Origin of the sequence: Shumkonia mesophila (assembly GCF_026163695.1) — a bacterium.
Taxonomy (GTDB): Bacteria; Pseudomonadota; Alphaproteobacteria; order Rhodospirillales; family Shumkoniaceae; genus Shumkonia; species Shumkonia mesophila.
In genome coordinates, this window is sequence record NZ_JAOTID010000026.1 from 1 (window position 1) to 22687 (window position 22687).

The 22687-nt window shown below is 63.4% G+C and carries 21 protein-coding genes; 7 read left to right on the forward strand and 14 right to left on the reverse strand.

All coding sequences use genetic code 11. The features are described 5' to 3' along the window. Positions 1-261: 261 nt before the first annotated feature. From ODR01_RS23755 to ODR01_RS23795, 9 genes are all read right to left on the reverse strand, one after another. On the reverse strand, positions 262-1593 hold the full coding sequence (locus ODR01_RS23755) for an MFS transporter (RefSeq protein WP_316980203.1): 1332 nt from the start codon (positions 1591-1593) through the stop codon (positions 262-264). Positions 1594-1684: 91 nt separating this feature from the next. Further along, the gene (locus tag ODR01_RS23760; RefSeq protein WP_316980204.1) at positions 1685-2404 is read right to left on the reverse strand and encodes a FadR/GntR family transcriptional regulator; all 720 of its coding nucleotides are present in this window, start codon (positions 2402-2404) and stop codon (positions 1685-1687) included. A gap of 92 nt (positions 2405-2496) precedes the next feature. Next, positions 2497-3789, reverse strand: a complete 1293-nt coding sequence (locus ODR01_RS23765) for a TRAP transporter large permease (protein ID WP_316980205.1) — start codon at positions 3787-3789, stop codon at positions 2497-2499. A gap of 11 nt (positions 3790-3800) precedes the next feature. Further along, complete coding sequence (locus tag ODR01_RS23770) at positions 3801-4277, reverse strand: TRAP transporter small permease (RefSeq protein ID WP_316980206.1); 477 nt, start codon at positions 4275-4277, stop codon at positions 3801-3803. Positions 4278-4341: 64 nt separating this feature from the next. After that, positions 4342-5364, reverse strand: coding sequence for a TRAP transporter substrate-binding protein (locus tag ODR01_RS23775; protein WP_316980207.1), 1023 nt, complete (start codon positions 5362-5364; stop codon positions 4342-4344). Positions 5365-5446: 82 nt separating this feature from the next. Further along, on the reverse strand, positions 5447-6652 hold the full coding sequence (locus tag ODR01_RS23780; protein ID WP_316980208.1) for a M24 family metallopeptidase: 1206 nt from the start codon (positions 6650-6652) through the stop codon (positions 5447-5449). 497 nt (positions 6653-7149) lie between these two features. Next, positions 7150-7737, reverse strand: a complete 588-nt coding sequence (locus ODR01_RS23785) for a hypothetical protein (RefSeq protein ID WP_316980209.1) — start codon at positions 7735-7737, stop codon at positions 7150-7152. A gap of 94 nt (positions 7738-7831) precedes the next feature. Then, positions 7832-10921, reverse strand: coding sequence for a multidrug efflux RND transporter permease subunit (locus ODR01_RS23790; RefSeq protein ID WP_316980210.1), 3090 nt, complete (start codon positions 10919-10921; stop codon positions 7832-7834). A gap of 10 nt (positions 10922-10931) precedes the next feature. Continuing rightward, on the reverse strand, positions 10932-12047 hold the full coding sequence (locus ODR01_RS23795; RefSeq protein WP_316980211.1) for an efflux RND transporter periplasmic adaptor subunit: 1116 nt from the start codon (positions 12045-12047) through the stop codon (positions 10932-10934). A 340-nt stretch (positions 12048-12387) separates the two neighbouring features. Between ODR01_RS23795 and ODR01_RS23800 the strand changes: the two genes are divergently transcribed. The 5 genes from ODR01_RS23800 (at position 12388) to ODR01_RS23820 (ending at position 16528) form a co-directional block, all read left to right on the forward strand. Then, the gene (locus ODR01_RS23800; protein WP_316980212.1) at positions 12388-13050 is read left to right on the forward strand and encodes a TetR/AcrR family transcriptional regulator; all 663 of its coding nucleotides are present in this window, start codon (positions 12388-12390) and stop codon (positions 13048-13050) included. Positions 13051-13444: 394 nt separating this feature from the next. Then, positions 13445-14167, forward strand: coding sequence for a hypothetical protein (locus tag ODR01_RS23805; RefSeq protein WP_316980213.1), 723 nt, complete (start codon positions 13445-13447; stop codon positions 14165-14167). A 630-nt stretch (positions 14168-14797) separates the two neighbouring features. Then, positions 14798-15379 carry a YqaA family protein gene (locus tag ODR01_RS23810; protein ID WP_316980214.1) on the forward strand — a complete coding sequence of 194 codons (582 nt, stop codon included), beginning with the start codon at positions 14798-14800 and terminating at the stop codon, positions 15377-15379. Between the two features lie 40 nt (positions 15380-15419). Further along, entirely contained in the window at positions 15420-15956 is a 537-nt protein-coding gene (locus ODR01_RS23815) for a disulfide bond formation protein B (RefSeq protein WP_316980215.1), read from the forward strand. Beyond that, complete coding sequence (locus ODR01_RS23820; RefSeq protein ID WP_316980216.1) at positions 15953-16528, forward strand: demethoxyubiquinone hydroxylase family protein; 576 nt, start codon at positions 15953-15955, stop codon at positions 16526-16528. The genes ODR01_RS23815 and ODR01_RS23820 overlap by 4 nt, the downstream gene beginning before the upstream one ends. A gap of 101 nt (positions 16529-16629) precedes the next feature. Here the strand turns inward: ODR01_RS23820 and ODR01_RS23825 are convergent, their stop codons facing one another. Further along, positions 16630-17430, reverse strand: coding sequence for an RNA methyltransferase (locus tag ODR01_RS23825; RefSeq protein WP_316980217.1), 801 nt, complete (start codon positions 17428-17430; stop codon positions 16630-16632). A gap of 34 nt (positions 17431-17464) precedes the next feature. Further along, positions 17465-19066: a citramalate synthase gene (gene cimA / locus ODR01_RS23830; RefSeq protein WP_316980218.1), complete on the reverse strand. Its 1602-nt coding sequence runs from the start codon at positions 19064-19066 to the stop codon at positions 17465-17467. 445 nt (positions 19067-19511) lie between these two features. Here cimA and ODR01_RS23835 point away from each other — a divergent pair, with 445 nt between their 5' ends. Next, the gene (locus ODR01_RS23835) at positions 19512-19739 is read left to right on the forward strand and encodes a hypothetical protein (RefSeq protein ID WP_316980219.1); all 228 of its coding nucleotides are present in this window, start codon (positions 19512-19514) and stop codon (positions 19737-19739) included. Between the two features lie 71 nt (positions 19740-19810). On the opposite strand, the gene ODR01_RS23840 is transcribed toward ODR01_RS23835, so the two are convergent. From ODR01_RS23840 to ODR01_RS23850, 3 genes are all read right to left on the reverse strand, one after another. After that, the gene (locus tag ODR01_RS23840) at positions 19811-20812 is read right to left on the reverse strand and encodes a DUF2333 family protein (protein ID WP_316980220.1); all 1002 of its coding nucleotides are present in this window, start codon (positions 20810-20812) and stop codon (positions 19811-19813) included. Then, complete coding sequence (locus tag ODR01_RS23845; protein ID WP_316980221.1) at positions 20809-21288, reverse strand: HIT family protein; 480 nt, start codon at positions 21286-21288, stop codon at positions 20809-20811. Before ODR01_RS23845 ends, ODR01_RS23840 begins: the two co-directional genes overlap by 4 nt. A gap of 196 nt (positions 21289-21484) precedes the next feature. Beyond that, positions 21485-22036 (reverse strand): cyclic nucleotide-binding domain-containing protein, encoded by a 552-nt coding sequence (locus tag ODR01_RS23850; RefSeq protein WP_316980222.1) that lies wholly within the window; start codon positions 22034-22036, stop codon positions 21485-21487. 132 nt (positions 22037-22168) lie between these two features. Here ODR01_RS23850 and ODR01_RS23855 point away from each other — a divergent pair, with 132 nt between their 5' ends. After that, a complete protein-coding gene (locus ODR01_RS23855) occupies positions 22169-22633 on the forward strand; it encodes a cupin domain-containing protein (RefSeq protein WP_316980223.1) in 465 nt (154 codons plus the stop codon). The last annotated feature ends 54 nt before the right edge of the window (positions 22634-22687 follow it).

The following is a 22687-nucleotide window of genomic DNA, read 5'->3' on the forward strand; positions in this document are numbered from 1 at the left end:
CGGCTCCACCGTGTAGCCCCAGCCGCGGCGCTGCGGGATCAGCAGTTCCAGGCAGTTGCAGACGGTCGGCGTGTCGAGCTTGCGCAGGGCGGCAAGATCCGCCTCAGTCAAAGACTGTTCGGTCATGGCGAGGGAAACCCTCCTCCTTGTTGAGGAACGTCGATTGTCTGGGGAGACCCCCGTTTCATATTGCGAAACGCCGAAGAATGCAAACGCCGTCGCGCGACGGTGGTGTCTCCGTTTGAATTCGACTTACCACCCCTAGCGGTCGCCCGTGCCCGGCGCACCCCCTGAACGGGCCTTTCCGACCAGACTTGCGCACCCAAAAGCAGATGGTGGGGTCGGCGCATCCCTCTCCGCGCGCACCTTGTCGTCGGCGTAGGTCCGGCAGCTGAGAAGAAACAGGCCAACGCTGAGGATACCGGCCAACACGTTCGACAGCATAGCCAGCCGGAGGCCGGCAGCACCTCCGCCGAAAAGGTCGGAAAGTGCCCCCACCGCCACCGGACCCCAGGCCCCGCCCAGAAACACGATCACCCCGAACAGCCCGACCGACATGCTTTTCAGGCGGACCGAAACGACATCCTGGGCCAACGAGAAATAGACTGGGATCGGCGCCATGGTAACGATGCTGTCAACGATACCCAGTACCACGATAACCGGCAACGAAACGACACCCATGAGGCCATAGAAAATCGCCTTGCTGACAACCACCAGGCCCACCAGGACGCTCTCAATCCGCGGCCGGCCGACCGGCGAACCGCGCTGCGCACGGTCGGCGATCTGGCCGCCGATGATGGGGCCCAGAATCCCGGCCAGGACCATCAGAGTGAACAGCACGCCCGCGTGCATACTGCTGAGGCCGTAGGACCGGACCAGCATGGCCGGAACCCACCCTTGGTAGGAAAACTTGATAAAGCAGAAGCAGGCGGTCGCTACGCTGACCAGCATCAGGGTCCGGTTGCGGAAGAGACCGAGAGTCTCGGCGAGGTAAAGTCCAACGTCGGGCCGCTTGCTGTCGCCGTCGGTCCGGTAGTCGGTGAGTGCGAGAACGCAAAGGGCCAGTCCGAACCCCAGCGCGATGAGGCAAAAGAATGGGCTGCGCCAGTTGCCGGTCGCCATCACCATGAAGCCGCCACCCAGCGTTCCCAGGGCCATGCCAAGCGGTGCGGCCAAGCTGAAGAAGCCCAACATGCTGGACCGCCGTTCGGCCGGATAACTCATCGACACCCACGCCGTGCCGCCGGGGCCGAAGGTGGCTTCGCCGAAGGCGCATACCACGCGTGCCAGGAGCAGGATGAGGAAGCCTGTGGCCAGTCCGGTTCCCAGACATCCCAGGCTCCAGACGACGGCCACGAGAAAAATCATCTTCTTGCGGCTCCATAGATCGAGAATCAGCGACGAGGGGATCAGCAGGATGGGGAGGCAGAAGAGAAGCATGGATTGCACCAGCCCAATCTCGCCGTCGCTCAATCCCAGATCCGCCTTCATCGGTTCGACGACGACCGCGAGGACCGAACGATCGGCAAAATTGGCGACGTAAAGTCCGGTGAGAACGAACAGCACGGCGTGCTTTCGAATAAAAGCGCTCATTTTCGGCACGACTCAGCTTTCACCAGGACTCATTACAGAGTCCTAGAGCGGAAGAATGGACACGTGATAACAGGCAGACGGAAAGACGCGGCTACTTGGCGAGGGAGGAGAAGTGCGCGTTGACGTCCAACAGATGGCCGAGGAGGGCCTGCCTCGCCCGCTCGGGATCGCCGTCGCGAACGGCCTCGTAAATGTGGCGGTGGCTGGCCGACACCGTGGCGATGTACTCCAGGTTCGGCTCCAGTTCCTGTTCCTCGAGGAATCCCCGCAGCACGCCCATCAACGATTCGATGAGCATGACGAAGATGGGATTTTTCGCCGCCTCCGCCAGGATGACGTGGAAGTCCAGGTTCACCTTGCGGGGGACCACTCCCTGCTCGATGATTTCCTCGCTCTGCCGAATGTTCTCGTCCAGGCGACGAAGATCTTCCTCGGTCCGATGCTGGGCCGCATGCTCGATGACGACCAACTCAAGCCAGATCCGGGCCTCGGTAAGGTCGTCGACGGTGATATGGCCCAGATGGATCAGCGTCGTCAGGGACCGCGTGGCCGCCGACGAATCGGCTTCCTTTACGAAGGCCCCGCCGTCGCTTCCCTTCTTGATCTGGATGAGCCCCCCTTCCTCCAGGGTCCGCAACGCCTCGCGCACGACCGTCCGACCGACGCCGAACTGGACCGCCAAGTCCCGTTCGCCGGGCAGCCGGTCGCCCGGCTTGAGTTCCCCGCCGTAAATCCGCTGGCGGATCTGGCCGACGATCTCCTCGAAGATGCGCCGCGTCGGGATCGGATCGAAGATGATGGGTTTAGCCATTGCTTTGTCCGGTTAGGGGAATCGCGTCTTTCCTTTGTCGTTCGTTGCGGGCCGTCGACGGCTCCATCTTTGTACCTATCGCATGTTGCCCCCTATGTCAGCAATCCCAACAGCCGCGGCACGCCCAGCGCCAGCCACGGAATGTAGGTGACCGTGAAAAGACCGATCAGGGCGGCCGCGATGAACACCACCATCGGTTTGGCGATATCCTCGATGCCGATCTTCGAGATGCTGCAGGCGATGAACAGGTTGACCCCGAAAGGCGGCGTCAGCATGCCCAGTTCGAGGTTCATGATCATGATGATCCCGAAGTGGATGGGGTCGATGCCCAGGGTCGCCACGATGGGCAGCAAGATCGGCGTCAGGATGATCAGCGCCGCCATGCTCGACATGACGCAGCCCCAGAACAGGAAGAAGACGTTGATCACCAGCAGGAAGGAGAATTGGGACTGGAAGAACCCCGACATCATCTGCGCCACCTTCATCGGGAAATTCTCGAAGGTGAGAATCCAGCCGAAGGGTGCCGCCATGCCCAGGATGACGATGCAAATGGCCGACATCACAGCCGAGTCGAGGAGAATTTCCGACAGGTCCTTCCAGTGGATTTCCCGGTAGACCAGGGCGCCGACGAGAAACCCGTAGATGACGGCGACGCCGGCCGCCTCGGTGGGGGTAAACACACCGCTGTAAATGCCACCCAGGATGATCACCGGCATCATGAGCGACAGGAAAGCCTCGCGGAAGGCCCGCCAGACGGTCGGCAGCGTCAGGGGAACCGCCTCGCCCCGATAGCCGCGTTTGCGCGAGACGAAATAGTTCGCCCCCATCAACAGGAACGCCATCAGGAAGCCGGGAATGAAGCCGGCCGAAAAGATGCCGGCGATGGAGACGTTGGCCAGCACCGCGTAGACCACCATGGGAATGCTGGGCGGGATGATTACGCCGATGCCGCCGGAGGCGGCCGTGAGCGCCGAGGCGTAACGGGCGTCATAGCCGGCCTCGATCATGTTGGGAATCATGATGAGGCCGACGGCGGCGACCGTCGCCGGGCCCGAACCCGAGATGGCGGCGAAGATTGTGCAGGTCAGGACCGCGACGTGGCCGAGACCGCCGGGAAAACTGCCGACGATAGTCTTGGCGAAGTTGACCAGGCGCCGTGAAACACCCCCTGTCTTCATCAGGTTGCCGGCCAGCATGAAGAAGGGAATGCCCATCAGGGTGAAGTTGTCGGTCGAGGTGTAGATGTTCTGAATGACGATGACCGGCGGCACGCTTGACGCGAAGGTGATCACCAGCATCGCGGAGAAGCCCAGCGCCAGGGCGATCGGCACGCTCAGCAACATGGCCACGAGAAAGACGGCCAGAAGGATGAGACTGTTTTCCATGATCGCCCCCCCTAGGCCGCGCGCCGCTGCCACCGCTCGATCGCCGCCAGGGCGAAGCGAACGGCCATCAGCAGGAAACCGATGGGAATGGCCAGCGACGAAATGTAGGTCGGCAGTTCGGAAACCGGCAGTGTTTCACCGCTGTCCGCCTCCATCATCGAGACTTCCAGCCCGTTGTAGCTGAAGTACAGGCAGAGCACCGCGCAGAGCAGACCGATGACCAGGGCGACAATCTCGCGCGGCGCCTCGGGCAGGGTATTCACCAGCGCGGTCACGCTAAGATGGGCCCCCCGCTTCACCGCCAGGCTGGCCCCGATGAAGGTGGCCCACATGAACAGCACCCGCATCGCCTCCTCCGACCAGGGAACGGGGAAGTGGAGAACAAAGCGGGACAAGACCTGGAGAAAACAAAGCAAAGGGAGAATCACGAAGAGCGCCTTGAGCAGAATCTCTTCGATGCCAAGCAGGGTAGCGTCCAAAGCCTTCACGGTTCGCCTCCTCCGTCGGTCGGCCGGGCGGACTGCCGTCCCACCCGGCCGATAGACCATTTTTTTAGTAGCCAGCCGCCTTATAGAAGCGGTTGACAAGATCGCGCCCGATCTTGTCGGCGACCTCCTCGTGGACCCGTTTCGTCTCTTCCTTCCACACCTTCATCTCGGCATCGGTGAGCTCGATGACCTCCATCTTCTTGCGAAGCTCGGTCGTCATCTTTTCGTCGTCCTCGCGCACGAACTGGCGCTGGAAGGGCTTTACCTCTTCGGCCGCGTCGAGAAGAATTTTCTGCATTTGCGGGGAAAGGCCGTCGAAGAAACTGCCGCTCATGGCGAGGATCAGCGGACTCCATACGTGATGGGTCAGCGTCAGGTATTTCTGCACCTCGTAGAAGCGCCGCAGGTAGATGGTGTTGATCGGGTTTTCCTGGCCGTCGACGACCCCCTGCTGCAACGCCGTGAACAGTTCGCCCATCGACGTCGCCGTCGGGTTGGCCCCGAAGCCCTTGATCATGGAGATGAACATGGGGCTGCCCATCACGCGCATTTTCATGCCGGCCATGTCGGCCGGCACCCGGACGATCTTTTTCGCGGTGGTCAGTTCGCGGAAGCCCTGCTGCCACAGGGACAAGCCTTTGATCTTCTTCTTTTCCAGGGTGTACAGCATGAACTGGCCGACGTCGCTGTCACAGGTGTTGTAGGCCGCCTGGTTGTCCTTGAAGAGGTAGGGCAGCGAAAAGACCTGCCAGCGAGGATCGAAGCCCTCATAGAAGGCCGGCAGGAACAGGCCCATCTGAATGCCGCCGCTTTGCAGCATCTGGATCGTGGTCCGCAGGTTGCCGTTGGTCAGAACGCCGTCGGGATAGATCTCGATCTTCAACTGTCCGTTGGTCTTGCTCTCGACGATGTCGCGGAGCTTCTCCATGGCTCGCTGCCAAGGACCGCTGGCGGCCGCTCCCTGGTCCGCCTTGATGACGATGGGGCCGGCCGCCTGCGCGGCCGCCCCCCCCGTCAGTGCGCCGCCAAGAACCAACGCCGTTCCCAGAACGAACGTCGGTAACGTGACAAAAAACTTCGACTGCATAACTTTCCTCCCATGCTTGTCGCCAAATGAAAAAGCGCAGCATCAGCTTGTTTGTTAAGAGTCACCCGTTTCGTCGATTGGCTCAGACCTCGAAAATCTTCTTCGCCGTTTTATGCAGGCAGTCGCTCACCCCGGTTTCGGTGATCAGGTAGTTGTCACAGACCCAGGTGAAATAGGTCTTGGTCGCGACAATGGGATGAACCGTGATGTTCATATTCTGGCGGATGATCATGGTTTCGTCGTCGCGGATGGCGGGTCGTTCCACCAGATCATAACCCTGCCCGTGCGAATAGAGGCGAGTTTCCTCGGGGTAGCCGTGTTTGCGCAGGAAGGCGTTGTGGGCTGCCAGAATGTCGCCCGGGACCGCGCCCGGCTTGAGGCGCTTGAGCGTCTCCACCTGGGCCGCCTTGGCCACCTCGAAGCCGTCCTGGAGTTCGTTCGATGCCTTGCCCAGCACGCAGGTGCGGGCCAACTCGCAGTAGACGCCGCCGGGGCCGTTGGCCTCGATCATCAGGGTGAACTGGTCCCCCTTGCGCATGGTGCGGTTCATGAAGTGCCGCTTGAACATGGCGGTCGCCGTGCCCATCGGGCCCGAGCCGGCCATGATCAGCTGTTCCTCGCTGCCGTTCATCTCCAGGTGGAACTGGATGTGCGCCATGACTTCGTGATCGCGATTGCCGTCCACCAGATTCTTGAGCGCGACCTCGAAGGCGGAATCCTGAAGGGCGGCGCAGCGGCGAATCAGGGCGATCTCCTCGGGGCTCTTGATCGCCTTGATCTCGTCGACGAAGTCGGTGGCGTCGACGAAGGTCGCCAGTGGCATGTGCTTGACGATGTAGTTGTGGAAGGCGGCCGGAATGTGGGCGAGGTTGACCCAGCCGACGGTGATCTTCCCGCGCTTGCCGTAGTACTTGACGATCAATTCGGCATCGTAAGTCTTGCTGTAGTGCAGGGACGGGAAGAAGGGAGCCGTCCACCGGTTCTTGACGCCCCGCAGGGACCAGTCGCGGGCGCTCAGGTCGATAAGCTTGCTCTCCTCGCTCATCCACGGACCGCAGTTGATGGCGGCCATTTCCTCATCGACGGGAAAGACCACCGTCATCGGATAGCCGTTGGCCCCTGGCACGTCGGTGAACCATTTGACGTAGCCGCCGAGCCACTGGTTGGTGTTCTGCATGATCAGAATGTCGATGCCGCGGGCCTTCATCTCGCGGCGGACCGCGCTCCACCGGCGCTCCAATTCCGTCATCGAGATCTGGACCGAGATTCTTTCTTGTGCCTCATCCATCGCAACGCGCCTTCTTCTAGAGACCAAACGATATGTTAGGACATACCTTATGTCGGTCTTATTAGCATTGGTCTTACCATTATGCAATATGGGAATGAATGGCCCGACGCCGTCGCTCGTGCGCCATCGGCTGGAAACCCGCGGGCCCACTGGGGCCTATTGCGGTCTATGGGGATTTCGCCGTGGCGGAGGGGTGGCGGCGGCCGTCGAGACTGCAACGGCGGCGTGGCCTGCGGCGAACCGTCCCGCTCGAAGGTCTCGACGACGATCACGCCACCGCCGCAACAGGGGCATGGCGGGCGATGGCCCGCAGTGACGGCGCTGTTCGGTTGGCTCCGGCGTCAGCCGGTCGAGCGGGCTCGACACCGCCCGGATGGTGTCGGTGGCAACGCGGGTGTCGATGGCGGTGGGTGTCGAGCTTGGCGTAGCCGAGCGGGAGGGCCGCTCTCAACGCATAGCCGACTTACAGACTGACGCACTCCCCGCGCGACCGGCCCTCAGGGCGTGGCGCGCCCGGCGCCTGTCGCCGCCCGCCAGCAATGGTCGAACAGCAGATCCCATTCGAGTCGCTGGACCTGGCACCACAGCCGGTCGTCGGCCTTGCCAGCGGCAACGAAGGTCTCGCACAGGTCGACGAAGGCGAAAGGGTCCCACGCCGCCTGGGCGGCGATGGCGCCGGCCGCCGGGTCGTCGCCCATCAAGGCGGCGCCCTCCGCTCCCTGCCGGAGCGCGGCGAACACCGCATGGTCGCCGACGCGCCGGAACCAGTACTTGGCGTTCGCATAGTCGCCTTCGCGCCGATGCATGATGGCGTGCCAGAAACTGCCCTCGGGCGTCGCTATGCCCTGGCTCAGGCGATGCGATTCGTCGAGAAAGCCAAGGCGCAACCACAGCGCGGACAGGCAAGCCCGGGTGGCATCGGCATCGGCGACGGGTTGGCCGGCCAACAGGTCGGCGGGTGTGAGCGGGCGCAGCCGCTCGCCAGCGGCGGCATCGGGCGTGCCGGCGTCGAGCGGCATCGGCCCCACCTTTTCCAGGAGCGAATCGACCACCGGACCATAAGCCTTGCAGGCGAACCCGCTCATGACCTTCCCCTTTCTGTCGCCCCGGCGACATCAAGATGGGAAGCCCCGGGCGGCCCCGCCAGACCCATCGCCGGCAGGGCCGGCGGCATCGGGGTCAGGACGGGCGGACGGCCGGCTGCGCCGCCGGCTCGCTCGCCGCCTTGCGGGCCTGCTTGTCCGACGCCACCAGGGTATAGACGGCGGGCGTCACGAACAGCGTGAACAGCGTGCCGATGGTCATTCCGGCGGCGATGACGACGCCGATGTCGAACCGGCTGCGGGCGCCGGCGCCGGTGGCGATCAAGAGCGGCAGCATGGCCAGCACGGTGGCCGCCGTCGTCATCAGGATGGGACGCAGGCGCACCGCCGCGGCGTGCTCGATCGCCTCGCGGCGCGACATCCCCTGCTCCTGCATGACGTTGGCGAACTCCACCATCAGGATGCCGTGCTTGGAAATCAGGCCGATCAGCGTGACGAGCCCGATCTGCGAGTAGATGTTGACGCTGGCGAACCCCATGATGCCGCCGATGGTGATCGGCAACAGGGCGCCGAATATCGAGGTCGGCAGGGCGATCAAGATGATCAGCGGGTCGCGGAAGCTCTCGAACTGGGCGGCCAGCACCAGGAAGATGACGACCAGCGCGAACACGAAGGTGAAGACCAGCGTGCTTCCCTCCTGCACGAACTGCCGGCTCTCGCCCTGGAAGTCGTAGCTGTAGCCCTCGGGGAAGATCTCGGCGGCCTTGTCCTTCAGGAAGTCCAGCACCTCGCCGACGGTGTGGCCGGGAAACGGCACCCCCGACAGGGTCGCCGAGTTGAGCTGCTGGAAGGTGGTGAGCGCGTTCGGTTGAACGGATTGCGAGATCGTGGCGACCGTCGAAAGCGGCACCAGGGCGCCACTCTCGGTCTTCACCTGATAGCGGGTCAGCCAGTCGGCGGTCAGCCGGTAGTCGCGCGGCACCTGGGGGATGACCTCGTAGCTGCGGCCGGACAGGTTGAGGCGGTTGACGTAGTTGCCGCCCAGCAGGGTGGCCAGGGCGCCGCCGATATCCTCCATCTTGATGCCGAGCCGATTGGCCTTGTCGTGGTCGATCTTGAACTCGATCTGCGGCGTCTCGAACTTGAGGTCGCTGTCGGTGAACAGGAACAGCCCGCTTTTGGCCGCCGCGGCCTGCATGTCGGCCAGCACCTGGGCCAGTTCCTCGAACCCGGCGGTGGTCGTGATGACGAACTGCACCGCCGCCCCGCCCGTCGATCCCGGCAGAGACGGCAGCGGGAAGGCAAAAATCTGGGCGTCGGCGATGCCGGAAAGTTTCGGCTGCAGGTCCGCGAGGACTTCCTTCTGGCTGCGCTCCCGCTGGTCCCACGGCTTGAGCAGGAAGCCGATGAACGCCTGATGCGCGCCCTCCATGCCGTTGATGGTGAAGATGTGGTCGCTCTCGGGGATGGCTTCCAGCACCTTCCCCAGGTGGTCTGTGGCGTGCTCCAGATAGTCGAGATTGGCGTACTGCGGCGCCTTGCCGATCATGAACAGGATGCCCTGGTCTTCCTCGGGCGCCAGTTCCTGCGGCGCCGTCACGTACATGAGGCCGGTCATCGACATAACGCCGACCAGCACCAGCAGGATCAGCGCCCGGAAGTTGAGCGCCCGGTGCAGCCAATGGAGGTAGCGGTCCTTGAGGCCATTGAACAGGCGGTCAAGGAATTCCGTGAACCGTCCCTCGTGCTCCAGATCGGTCAGCAGCTTGGAGCACATCATCGGCGAGAGCGTCAGCGCGATGATGCCCGATACCACGACCGAGCCGGCCAGCGTGAAGGCGAATTCACGAAAGAGCGCGCCGGTGAGGCCGGAAACGAAGCCGATCGGGGCATAGACGGCAGCCAACGTGATGGTCATGGAAATGACCGGCAGCGCGATTTCGCGCGCCCCCTTGAGCGCCGCATCGAAGGGCGTCAGGCCCTCCTCGATGTGGCGGTGGATGTTTTCCACCACCACGATGGCGTCGTCGACCACCAGGCCGATGGCCAGCACCAGGGCCAGCAGGGTCAGCAGGTTGATGGTATAGCCCAGCGCCAGCAGCATGATCATGACGCCGATCAGGGACAGCGGAATGGTGACGATCGGAATGATCGTCGTGCGCAGGTTGCCCAGGAACAGGAAGATGACGACGACGACGATGACCACCGCCTCACCCAACGTCTGGATGACTTCGTTGATCGAGGATCGGATGTACTCGGTCGAGTCGTAGGCGATGGCGCCGTTCAAGCCGGCCGGCAGTTGCCGCTCGATTTCCGGCATCACGGCACGTACGCCGTCGATGACGTCGAGCGGGTTGGCCGAGGGTGTTCCCTCGATGCCGATGAACACCGCCTTGAGCCCGTCGAAGGCCGACGACGACGAGGCGCTCTGCGGCCCCAGCTCGATCTTGGCGATGTTGCCAAGGCGAACCAGCGAGTCGCCGTGCGTGGCCACCACCAACTGGGCGAAGGCGTTGGCGCTGGAAAGCGACGTCTCGGCATTGATGCTGGTCTGGACGAAGTCGCCTTTGATTTGGCCGGCCGCGGTGGTGAAGTTGTTGGCGGCCAGGGCTTCCCGCACGTCGCCCGGAGTGACGCCCAAGGCCGCCATGCGGTTGGGGTCGAGCCAGACGCGCATGGCGAAGGTCTGCCCGCCCAGGATCTCGGCGTTGGCGACGCCATTGACCGTTTGCAGCTTGGGCTGCACGACGCGGGTCAGGTAGTCGGTGATCTGGGGCGCGGTCATGACGTCGGAATTGAACGACATGTACATCAGGGCGTGGCCCTCGCCCGTCGTTTTGACGACGACCGGATCGTTCGATTCCTCGGGCAGCACGCCCTTGACTTGGTTGACCTTCGAAAGCACGTCCGACATCGCGCGGTCGGCGTCGGCGTTGAGGCGCAGGTTGAGCGTCACCGTCGAGGTGTTCTGCGCCGACGACGACACCAGGGTATCGAGGCCCTCGGTGCTGGCCACCGCCTGTTCCAGCGGCGTCGTGATGAAGCCCTTGATGAGGTCGGCGTTGGCCCCCGGGTAACCGGTGGTGATGGTGATCGTCGTGTTCGACAGTTCGGGGTACTGGCGGACCTGCAGGCTGAATCCCGCCTGCAGCCCGACCAGCAGGATCAGCAGACTGACCACCGAGGCCAGCACCGGCCGGCGGATGAAAAGATCGGTGAAGGACATGACGTTTGCCCTATTCCCTCGGCCGCTCGGCGCGGGCCTGCAACGGCGCCGCGTTGTCGACGTGGATGGAGGTGCCGGGTTGCAGCTTGAGCTGCCCGGTCGTCACCACCTCGTCGCCGGCCGTGATGCCCTCGGCGATGGCCACGCGGTCGCCCCGAGTCTCGCCGACCCTGATGAAGCGGCGCTCCGCCGTGGCGGTCTCGCTGGCCCGTTTGACCGCATAGACGCTGTCGCCGTAAAGGCTGTAGATGACGGCAGTACGCGGCAGCGTGACCACCGGGGCGGGCGCCCCGGCCAGCACGTTGACGTTGGCGAACATGCCGGGCAGCAGCCGGCGATCGGCGTTGGCCACCTCGGCGCGCACCAGCACGTTGCGGGTTTCCTGGCTCACCTTGGCATCGATCGAGGCGATGGCGCCGGTGAAGGTTTCCCCGGGGAAGGCATCGACCAGAACCTCGACGGGCTGGCCCGCCTTAAGAACGTCCAGACGCTGTTCCGGCACCGGGAAGTCGACGAACAGGGGATCGAGCTTCTGCAGGGTGACCATCGCCGTGCCGGGCGAGACGTACTGGCCGAGGCTGACCTTGCGGATGCCGAGGCGGCCGCGGAACGGCGCCTTGATCGCCTTCTGGGCGATAACCGCCCTGGTGCGTTCGACTGCCGCCGCCGCGGTGTCGCGCTGCGACAGGGCCGAATCGAAACTGGTCTGGGGCGTATTGCCGCGCGCCAGCAGCTCCCGCTGGCGATCGAGGTCGAGTTCGGATTTCTTGAGCACGGCGATGTTGGACTTGAGGTCCGCCTGCTCGACGAAGTCGTCGATTTCGACCAGCAGGGCGCCGGCCTCCACCATCTGGCCGGAATCGAAATGAATGGCCCTGACGATGCCGCCCACCTGCGGGGCAACGTCGATGCCCTGCACCGCCATGAAGGTGCCGATCGCCGGAATCTTCGGCGTCCACGTCTCGGCCTTCGCCCGCTCGGCGGCGATGGTAACCGTCGGCGGCGCCGACTTGGCCATGAAGCCCTTGACCATCTCGGGCTTCATGACGAACTGGAAATAGCCGAATCCGCCGACCAGGGCGGCCAGCAGCAGGAAGACGATAGTGAAAATGACTGTGCGTTTCATGACCGGATCTGTCTGGCTGATAACGGCGACGGATTTCGCCCGGAACGGCTCGATCAGGCGGAGCGGACCGCCCACGCCATCAGGTTGAAAACTCCCAACGCAACGTACCTCGCGGGACGGGCGACGGAAACGGCCGCGCTGTTGACGCCCGATCAACATGGGAATTCCGGCGCCTCGCGGCTAGGTTCCTGCCACCATAAAAGCCGAACCTTCGCCGCCGCGGAACCATAAATTAGACTGGACCGTCCAGTCCATTGTCATATAATCCCGCTCGGACCGGGCAGTCAACAGGCATCCTCGCCCGCCCCGGCCGTGGCGATCATAAAGGACGAAACGGAGCATGCCGACGTCGTCGCCTTCCCCCTTCCCCGCCCCGCGTTCACGCCGCCCGTCGCCGCGCAAGCACGAAGCCATCCTTGCCGCCGCCGTCGAGGCCTTCGCGGAAAACGGCTACGCGGCGACCAGCATGGATTCCATCGCCGTCGCCGCCGAGGTGTCGAAGCAGACCGTCTATCACCACTTCGGCAACAAGAACGCGCTGTTCGAAGCGGTGATCGGCCGCGTCTCGGAAGCCATGAGCCGGCCGCTGCTGGATGGTCATACCCGCGATCTCGGCCCCCAAAAAACCCTTACCGTCTTCGGCCGCCACATCCTCGAATTCCTGCTCAGCCGCCAGACCCTCGCCCTCTTACGCCTGATCATCGCCGAGGCCCCGAAGTTCGAAGGGCTGGCCGACATGGTGATCAAGTCGGGCATGGAGGGGACGACTCGGGCTTTCGTCGGCTACCTCGGAGAGGAAACCGCGAAGGGCCGTCTGGCGGTCGACGAGCCCAGACAGGCGGCCATCATCTTCTTCGGCATGCTGGCCGGGCACTACCGCTTCCGCGGGTTGCTCGGCATGCTGCCCGCCTTGTTGCCCGAGGAAATGGACGCCCACGTCGACGCCGTCGTCCGCGCCTTCCTCAAGGCCTACGGCCGGCCGCCAGTTGACCCGCCCTCTTGAAGGAAACGGCGCCCTTGCGGCGCCGCGGGAACTTCAGCAGGTCTTGGTGCCCGGAGGGAGACTCGAACTCCCACTTCCGTAAGGAAAACAGATTTTGAGTCTGCCGCGTGATCTAACTTATTGAAAACAAAGAAGAAGCGGCGGACTCTTTTTTCGCCCACCCGCCATAATCATGGCCGCGTGTCAAGTGGTAATATAGTAACATCAAACACCTTCTATCACTCATCCAAAAAGTGTAAGATTTTCCAAGATGTCTTGAGAGCGTTGGGCAAAAATGGTGACCATGACAAACGAACAAGACAACAGTCAATCAAAATCAAGGGTATTTCCTAATAGGCCGAACAGTTCAGATATCTGCACAGAGGCGCTATTTACATTTTATACACAACATTTCATGACATTCGATCTGTTCTTTTTTGGACTTAATCTTTCTACAACCGTAGACAGAAATAGATTTATCGCAACAAAAGCTCTCGATGGATTTGATGTTAATGACGAACACATAAAGAAAGAATACAACTTTGAACATGGCGACGCGTTCAAAAAATTTAAATCTTTTAGTAATATAAATTCTGAAAATATGTGCATTAGAACCACGGATAATTTTTTATGCTATCTTTCTGATACAATACAACATTGCATGATAAAAAGACCAGAATTATTGAGATCTAGCGAAGAAATAAAAGTTGAAGACGTTCTTAGATTTTCTAACCATAAAAATCTCGTGTCTTTTCTTGTTGACAGAAAAATAAACGAACTTTCGTATGGAGGAATAAATGGTGTTATAAAATTCATAAATTCGAGGACTGGAATACAGCTAGTTAATTCAGATGAAGAGAAATTATTTCTCAATTTTTCTATCGAATTAAGAAATATATACACTCACAACAGGGGCATTGTGAACGATATATTCATTAGGAGACTTGGCGATATTCCAGGGAAATTTAAATATGAACGCGGGAAGCGATTTCACGCCGATTTTGACACGATCGCGGAATTGGCAAACAATTTGTATACTATTGCGTCAAGACTTGATGAAAACGTTTCAGAAAAGTTCAAATTTAAAAGAAAAAAATACAAGACTTGGCATGATTTAGAAAATAAAAATGATGACTAGCGTTATTATAACTAGCCATCATTATAATTAACACTATGGCAGAATGGTGCGGGCGGTCGGACTCGAACCGACACTTCCTTGCGGAAACCAGATTTTGCTTACCAACTACGGTTTTCACCGCCGCCAAACGGGCGTTTGTGGTCTGGACTTTCTCTTCACCATATCCCCCACGGGGACTTAGGTGGGTGCCATTAAGTCTCTACACCTTCCCCCAAACTGGGGGCTTGGCTCGGGATTGGCATCAGCGCGACCTGGAAGCTTTCCCCGAATTTGACACCTGCTCCTACGGAGTTTCCCCCACAGGGACCCTTAATCGAGTCTGGCGCGTCTACCAATTCCGCCACGCCCGCACTAACCGCCGCTTATACCTACCAAAAAAGAAAAACGCAAACGCCCTGTGCTAAACCGTGCTACGCTGTGTGCTACAGCAAAATTGCTTAAAATCAACAACTTAGCTTGAGTTTTATAGCTTTTGAGTCTGCCGCGTCTACCAGTTCCGCCATCCGGGCGGCACCAGACCTGGCGACTGAATACAGCCCCGGCCCCCGAGCGTCAATACGAAGGCGCCGCCATTGCCCCGGCGCCGGCCGCCTGCTAAAGAGGCGCCGACCCATCGGCGAGGAGACGTTCTTGCTGCGCGCGCTTTATGACCGCACCCTGCGGCTTTCCGGCCACCCCCACGCCGTTTGGGCGCTGGCGGCGGTGTCGTTCATCGAAAGCTCGGTCTTTCCCATTCCGCCCGATGTCCTGTTGATTCCCATGGTCCTGGCGGCCCGCCGGCGGGCCTGGTGGATCGCCTTCGTCTGCACCGTTGCCTCGGTCCTGGGTGGCGCGCTTGGCTATGCCATCGGCTATGGGGCCTTCGAGGCGGTGGGCCGCCCGCTCCTCGAGCTTTACGGCTACAGCGGCAAGTTCGAGGAATTCCGCGGCCTTTACAACGAATGGGGGGCGTGGGCGGTGTTCATCGCCGGCGTCACGCCCTTCCCCTACAAGGTCATCACCATTCTCAGCGGCCTCACCGGGCTCGATTTCGTGATTTTCATGGTGGCCTCCGTTCTCGCCCGCGGCCTGCGCTTCTTCGTCGTCGCCGGGCTGCTGTGGTATTTCGGCGACCCCATCCGCGCCTTCATCGAGAAGTACCTGAACATCCTGGCCATCCTGTTCGTCGTTCTGCTGGTGGGCGGCTTCGTGCTGCTGCGCTACGCGTTCTAACCCCTGGCCGAGCCCCGGCCCGGGCACTATATGGGAGGGCATGACCGACATGCCGTTAGCCATCGACCGACAAGCCCCCGGCGCCGACTGGCCGCGCCTTGCCCCGGCCGTGCTGGCCGTTGCCTGCTTCGGCGTCCTCGCCTTCGCGCTGACCGCCCAGTATGGCTTCGGCTACGAGCCTTGCGTGCTTTGCACCTATCAGCGCGCCGCCTATGGCGCCGCCGGCGTCGTCGCCTTCCTGGCTTTCCTTTGGCGCGACCGCCCGGCGCGGCGCGACGCCCTGCTGGCACTCTCCGGCGCCGTCCTCTTGGGCGGATTTGCCGTCGCCGTCTATCATGTCGGGGTCGAGCAGCACTGGTGGGGCGCCGCCTTCTGCGCCGCCCAGCCCGACGCCGCCATCGGCACCATGAGCTTGGCCGACCTCAAGGCCCAGTTGGCGGTCAAACAGGAAAAGCCCTGCGACATCGTCGACTGGCGCTTCTTCGGTCTTTCCATGGCCACCTATAACGTCGGCATCTTCCTCGCCCTCGGCGCCGCCGCGCTCGCCGCCGCCTCGGGGCGCGGCTCGCGGCGATGACCGTCCCGCCGCGCCGGCCGCCCCGCCTGCCGGGCGACCCCGGCCGCTCCCGCATGATCGATCGCATGGTCAGGGTCGACCACGCCGGCGAGTATGGGGCGGTGCGCATCTATGAAGGGCAGCTGGCGGTGTTGGGCGCCTCGCCCGACGCCCCCACCATCCGCCACATGGCCGAGCAGGAACGCCACCACCGGGCCACCTTCGAGCGGCTCGTCGTCGCGAACCGGGCGCGCCCCACCCTGCTGCTGCCGCTCTGGCACGTTGCCGGCTTCGTCTTGGGCGCCGGCACCGCGCTTATGGGCCGCGAGGCGGCGATGGCCTGCACGGTGGCGGTCGAAGAGGTCATCGACGGCCATTACGCCCGCCAGATCGCGGAACTGGAGGCCCGGCGCGACGAGCACCCGGGCAATGCCGAACTGAAGCAGGTGTGCGAGCAATTCCGCGAGGAGGAGCTGGAGCATCGCGACGCCGGGCTCGACCACGGGGCCGAGCGGGCACCGGCCTATGGCGCCCTCACCGGCGCCGTGCGCGCCGCCACCCGGCTGGCCATCTGGCTGTCCGAACGGGTGTAATTCGCAGCGCTCTTTTGCCGTCATGCCACGGCGAAGTCCGGAGCATCCAGGGCCGAGACTGGATTGCCCGGGCTTCGCCGGGCAATGACGGCCTAAAACGGCTATGCCTTTTCCTTGCGCCGCCCCTTGCCTTCGACCAGGCCGACGATGGCGCCCCTTAAGGTGCGCACCTCCTGGTCGGTCAGCTCGGCCCTTTGGAACATGTTGCGCAGGTTGCGCACCATCCCCGGGCGCTTCTCCTCGGAATGCAGGAAGCCGCAGGCCACCAGTTCACGCTCCAGGTGCTCGAAGAGATGGAGCAGCTCGTCCTTGGTGGCCGGCACGCGCCTCGTGGGGCGGACGATCTGGCGCTCCGGCGCATCGACGCCCAGCTGGAACCACTCGTAGCCGAAAAGCAGCACCGCCTGGGCCAAATTCAGCGACGAGAAGCCGGGGTTGAGCGGTGCCTGCAGGATGGCGTCCGAGAGGGCCACATCGTCGTTATGCAGCCCCTTGGCCTCGGGGCCGAACAGGATGCCGCAGCGGATGCCGCTGGCCGCCGCCTGGCGCATCTCGTGGGCGGCCCTTCTCGGCGTCACCACCGGCTTGGTCATGCCGCGCTCGCGGGCGGTGGAGGCGTAGACGAGGCGCAAATCGGCCACCGCCTCGGCGGAACTGGCAAAAAGGCGCGCCCGTTCGAGCACGACGGTCGCCCCCGAGGCCGCGTTGATGGCCGATTCGTTGGGCCAGCCGTCGCGCGGCGCCACCAGGCGCAGGTCGGTAAGTCCGCAGTTCAGCATGGCGCGCGCCGCCATGCCGATGTTTTCGCCCAGCTGCGGCTGCACGAGAACGATGGCGGGCGCGTCCGTCGCCTCGCCGTCGACGCCCGCCTCGCGGGCGCGCTTGGAATTGGTGCCGGCCACAACCTGTTCCTTTCCCGGTCCTTCCCCGCCCCGCTCAGCCGGCCGGCGGCGTCGCCCCGTCGCGGAACAGCTTGTAGACGATGCTGTCGTTGAGCGCGTTGTAGGACGCGTCGATGACGTTGGTGGAAACCCCCACCGTCGACCACGCCTCGCCGTGGCCGTCGGCGGATTCGATCATGACGCGCGTCACCGCGCGGGTGCCGTCGTTGGGGGTGAGGATGCGCACCTTGTAGTCGACCAGCTTAAGGTCGGAAAGCTGGGGATAGAGGGGGATCAGCACCTTGCGCAGGCCGGCGTCCAGCGCGTTGACCGGGCCGTTGCCCTCGGCCACCGCCATGAAGGCCTGGCCGTCCATTTCAAGCTTCACCGTCGCTTCCGAAAGCGTCACCAGTTCGCCGCGCGCGTTCCAGCGCCGCTCGTCGATGACCCGGAAGCTGGTCAGGCGGAAGTATTCCGGCACCTCGCCCAGCACGCGCCGGGCCAAGAGCTCGAAGCTGGCCTCGGCGCCGTCGTAGGCATAGCCGTCGACCGCACGGGCCTTCACCGTGCCCAGCAGGTCGTCGAGCTTGGAATCGCTGACCGCGACGTCGATGCCGATTTCGCGCAGGCGGGCCAGGATGCTGGAGCGCCCGGCCTGGTCCGAGACCACGATGGTGCGCCGGTTGCCGACCAGTTCGGGCGCCACGTGCTCGTAGCAGCGCGGATCCTTCTCGACGGCCGAGGCGTGCAGGCCGCCCTTGTGCGCGAAAGCCGTCTCGCCGACATAGGGAGCGCTGCGGTTGGGCGCCCGGTTGAGGTTTTCGTCGAACATGCGGGACAGGTGGGTCAGCCTGGCGAGGTCGCCATGCGTGAGCCCCGTCTCGTAGCCCATCTTGAGCATGAGCGAGGGGATCAACGTCACCAGGTTGGCGTTGCCGCAGCGCTCGCCCAAGCCATTCAGGGCGCCCTGGATCTGCCGCGCCCCGGCCTTGACGGCGGCCAGGCTGCAGGCCACCGCGTTGCCGGTGTCGTCGTGGCAGTGGATGCCCAGCTTGTCGCCGGGAATGCATTTCGCCACCTCGGCAACAATCTCTTCGACCTCGTGGGGCAGCGTGCCGCCGTTGGTGTCGCACAGCACCACCCAGCGGGCACCGGCCTCGTACGCGGCGGTGACGCAGGAAAGGGCGTAGTCGCGGTTGGCCTTGAAGCCGTCGAAGAAATGCTCGGCGTCGAACAGCACCTCCTCGACCCGCCGGCCGGCGGCGGCGATGCTGTCTCCGATCATCCGCACGTTTTCGTCCAACTCGACGCCCAGCGCCACCTCGACCTGGAAGTCCCAGGTCTTGCCGACCAGGCAGGCGGCCTTGGCCCCGGCGCCGAGGACGGCCACCAGGCCGGGGTCGTTCTCGGCGCTGCGGCCGGCCCGGCGGGTCATGCCGAAAGCGGTCAGCCGGCTGCGCTCCAGCTTGGGCGGATGGGCGAAGAAATCGTCGTCGGTGGGGTTGGCGCCCGGCCAGCCGCCCTCGATGTAATCGATGCCGATGCGGTCCAGCTCGCGCGCCACCACCTGCTTGTCCAGCGTGGTGAAATCCACGCCCAGGGTCTGGGCGCCGTCGCGCAGCGTGCAGTCGTACAGATAGACGCGCTTGTCGGTCATGGACGGATGTCTTTCTCGATCATCGGCATGGAGAATGCCGGAGAATGCCGAAAACGATGGGCGGACACAAGGTTTTCCGCCCCCTTCGATGGGCCGATGGCACCGAGATGGCGCCGCCGGGCGCGCCCGTCAAGCCGTTTCGCGGGTTTCGACGGGCCGGCGGCATCCAGGTCTGGACGACCCCAACCTGTCGTTGCACCTTGCCTCCCTGTCCGCCAACGGAAAAAGGCTGCAGAATCCCCGCGGGCATCCCTCTCTTCCTGGGGTCGATACCAGGGATTGACGCTCCGGCCGGCCGGCGCACCACCCGAACCCTGGAAACTGTTCCTATGGAAAAAGGACTCGGATCTGAGGCATTTACAACCAGCCATAGGTTGCCCATATAACGAGGCGATTGGGGGAAGGCCTTTCGGCTCCGTGGAAAATGGGGCAAAGGGGGAAGATTATGACGATAACGCAAGCCCATGCCGCAACGGTATGGAACGGCATTGACCGGCGGTCCGGCCAGGATCGCCGATCGGGCGGCGACCGCCGCTCGGGGATCGACCGGCGCTCGGGGCTGGGTTTCCGGCCCGACCCGGACCGCCGGGTCGGCGCCAACGACAATGTGGCCGCGGTTCGTTGCCCGTGGGGCAACCCGGACCGCCGGGCCGAGGATCGCCGGCGAGCCTAGATAAACTGACCGACGTCGTCCCCGGTGGCCCACGCCCTCCGTGCGATCGGCCAGGGAGACGGATTGCGCGGTTACTTCTGCAGAATGTCGGCGACTTCCCGAAGTTGGGTGCGTACGCGCAACAGGTAGAACCCCTGCGCAGCTAAATGGCTGGGGACGAGAAAGCCGTCGCTGGCGCCATTGGCGACGATCAGCGGATCCATGGCGGCGGCGGTGTACAGGCTTTTCAGCATCTGGGGCCAGGCGTTGGTGACGTTTCTTTCTTTCAGAACGCCTTCGAAGTCGACGCCGAGTTCGCGAAGCAGCATGTAGTAGCCATAGAGCCGTCCCTTGGTGGCGTAGAAGACGTCGTCGGCCCTGAAATCGAACCAGCCGGCGTTGGACTCCATGGCGCGGGCATCAAGCGCCCCCGACAGGTTGCCGAGGTCCGGCTCGATCTGCCAAATGAAGGTTATCAAATTGTCGGCCCTTCGGTCGAAAATGGCCTTGCCATCGGCCAGTCGCTTGTTGAAGGCGACCAGCGCCTTCTCGCCGGCCACGTACTGGCGCTCGGCACTGGCCGTCGGCATAAGCGAAGTCCGAGGCTCCCAGATCCAGATCGTGCCGTCGTACTTCAGCAGCCCAACCGCCCTGTCGAGGTCGGGGTCGGCCTGACTGGAACCCCGTGTGCGCCCGAGCACATCGGTCATCGAGATGGCAAAGCGCGACATGGCATACATCAGGCCCATCTGGAAGTTGGGCATGTTGTCGAGCAGCGAGGACGGGAAGATGATCGGCGAGTTGGCCACCCATTTGGTCTTCGTCGCCTCGCGGTCGATCAGGGCGGCGGCCATCGACACGGCGCGGCTGCCCCCCTCGACCTGGTACTCGGCCGGGATCTGATAGTCGACATCGTCGTTGACCTGGTGGGCCAGCATCATGCCGACCGGATAGTAGAGCAGGAGGAACAGGACCAGGACGCCGACGATGGTCTTCCACGGCACCCGGCGCTCGGGCTGGCCGCCCAGGTCCGCCTCGCCCGACGCATTTCGCCAGCGAAACTTCGCCCGCAACCGTTCAAGAAGATCTCTCAACGACCGTCTCCTTCCCTCTCAAAACGTTGTTCTGCGTGTTCCCTCAACCACCGGCGCAGCGCCCGCACCACCCCCCGAATGCCGTCGGGGTCGCTCCAGGCGCGGGGGGCACAGGACCGTTCGCGACGCATCAGGGACAGCAGGGCCGGACCGTCGATGCTGGACGCCCCGGTGCGCTGTTGAAACAGCATGCCCATCCACGCGTATCGAGGAAACAGATGAAAATGAAGCGACGGTGTTTCCTCCCCAAAGGCGCAAACATACACCCGTTCCGGACCGGCGACCGCCCTCACCGCTTCGGCGGCAAGCGCCAGCACATCTCCCAAGCGGGATCGCTGCGCGCCGGTCAAGTCGCCCCATGCCCCCGGCTCGCCCTCGGCGGCCACGATCAAGTAGCCGGGAACGTCGACATCGGCGCAGTGGCAAATGCGGAAGTGGCCGTCATCAAAAACGGTCAGTTCCCGGTCATGCCCCATGGGATTTCCGCAAAAGCTGTCCTCCCCAAAAACCGTTCGCGCCCGCGAACGGCCGCTGCATGGTGAAATATGGCAGTTGGGATGGCGATCGCCAGTGCAAGGGACCGGCCGTCGCCCCGCGACGGGAATTCGACGGCATGGATGATCCGCTGATGACCGATGCAGAAGGTGACGAACGACGGTGGAGGTCGGGCCGCTAGGCGGGATCGGCGGAACCGGAGGGCGTCGGCTCGTCGTCAGGGCGCACGGCCGGGCCGCGCGGCCGGACGCCGCGGGCCTGCTTGTTGGCCTCGCGCAGGCGGCCGGACAGCACGATGGCCAGCGAATGGTAAAAGCGGACGGCGAGAGATGGATCGGCGTCCAGCAGGTCGTGCACCTTGCCGCCTTCGATGAACACCGCCTCCACCTCGGTGGCCGCGGTCACCGTGGCGCTGGTCGGCTCGTCGTCGACGAAGGACATTTCCCCGAAGATGGCGCCGCGGCCAAGCCGGGTCACTTCGACCGACAGGCGGCCAGGCATTTCCCTGACGGCGTCGGTACCGTTCGGCCGCTTGACCACCGTCTGGCGCACGACCTGGATGCCGTGCTCGACGCGAACCTCGCCCTTGAGCACGACATAGATGCCGTTCAGTCGGGTACCCTGGTGGATAATGACGTCGCCGGCCTTGGCGTGCACGGGGATGCCCAAATCAAGAAGGGCCTGCCGCTCGACCAGGCTCAGCTTCCTGAAGGTGGTATCGAAAACCATCGTCCATCTCCCCGGCGAAATCGTGCACCATCTCGCCCTCGCACGCAAGGCAGGCGTCCCTCGGCCCCCGGTTGGCGGCCCTGCCGATTTGGTCTACCGTGCCGACGAAGCAAAACCGCAAAGGGGTTTCGCATGTCCACGCGCCATCACCTGCCGGCCGCCGCCATCGCCGACCTGGCCGAAGTATCCTTCGTCCATCCGCTCGACGCCAATGCGGTCCGTCACACCCGCACGCTGAGCGAATCCGCCGGACTTCGCAACTTGGGCGTTCATCTGGTCAGGATCGAGCCGGGCCGGACGACCACCGAATACCATTTCCACCAGGCCGAGGAGGAGTTCCTCTACGTTCTGGCCGGCCACGGCGTCGCCGAGATCGACGGCCGGGAAACCGCCGTCGGCCCTGGCGATTTCCTGGGCTTTCCGGCCGGCGGCCCGGCCCACGCCATGCGCAACGAGGGCCCCGGGGACCTGGTCTATCTGATGGCCGGCCAGAGGCTTCCCGGCGACGTCGTGGATTATCCGCGCAAGGGAAAGCGGCTGCTCAAGGCCTTGGGCCACCGCCAGATGGTCGACCTGCCGGTGGAGGATGCCCGGTAGCCGAAGTCTCCTCTCCGCCCCCGGGGGCGGAGAGGATCAAGGTGAGGTGGGGGA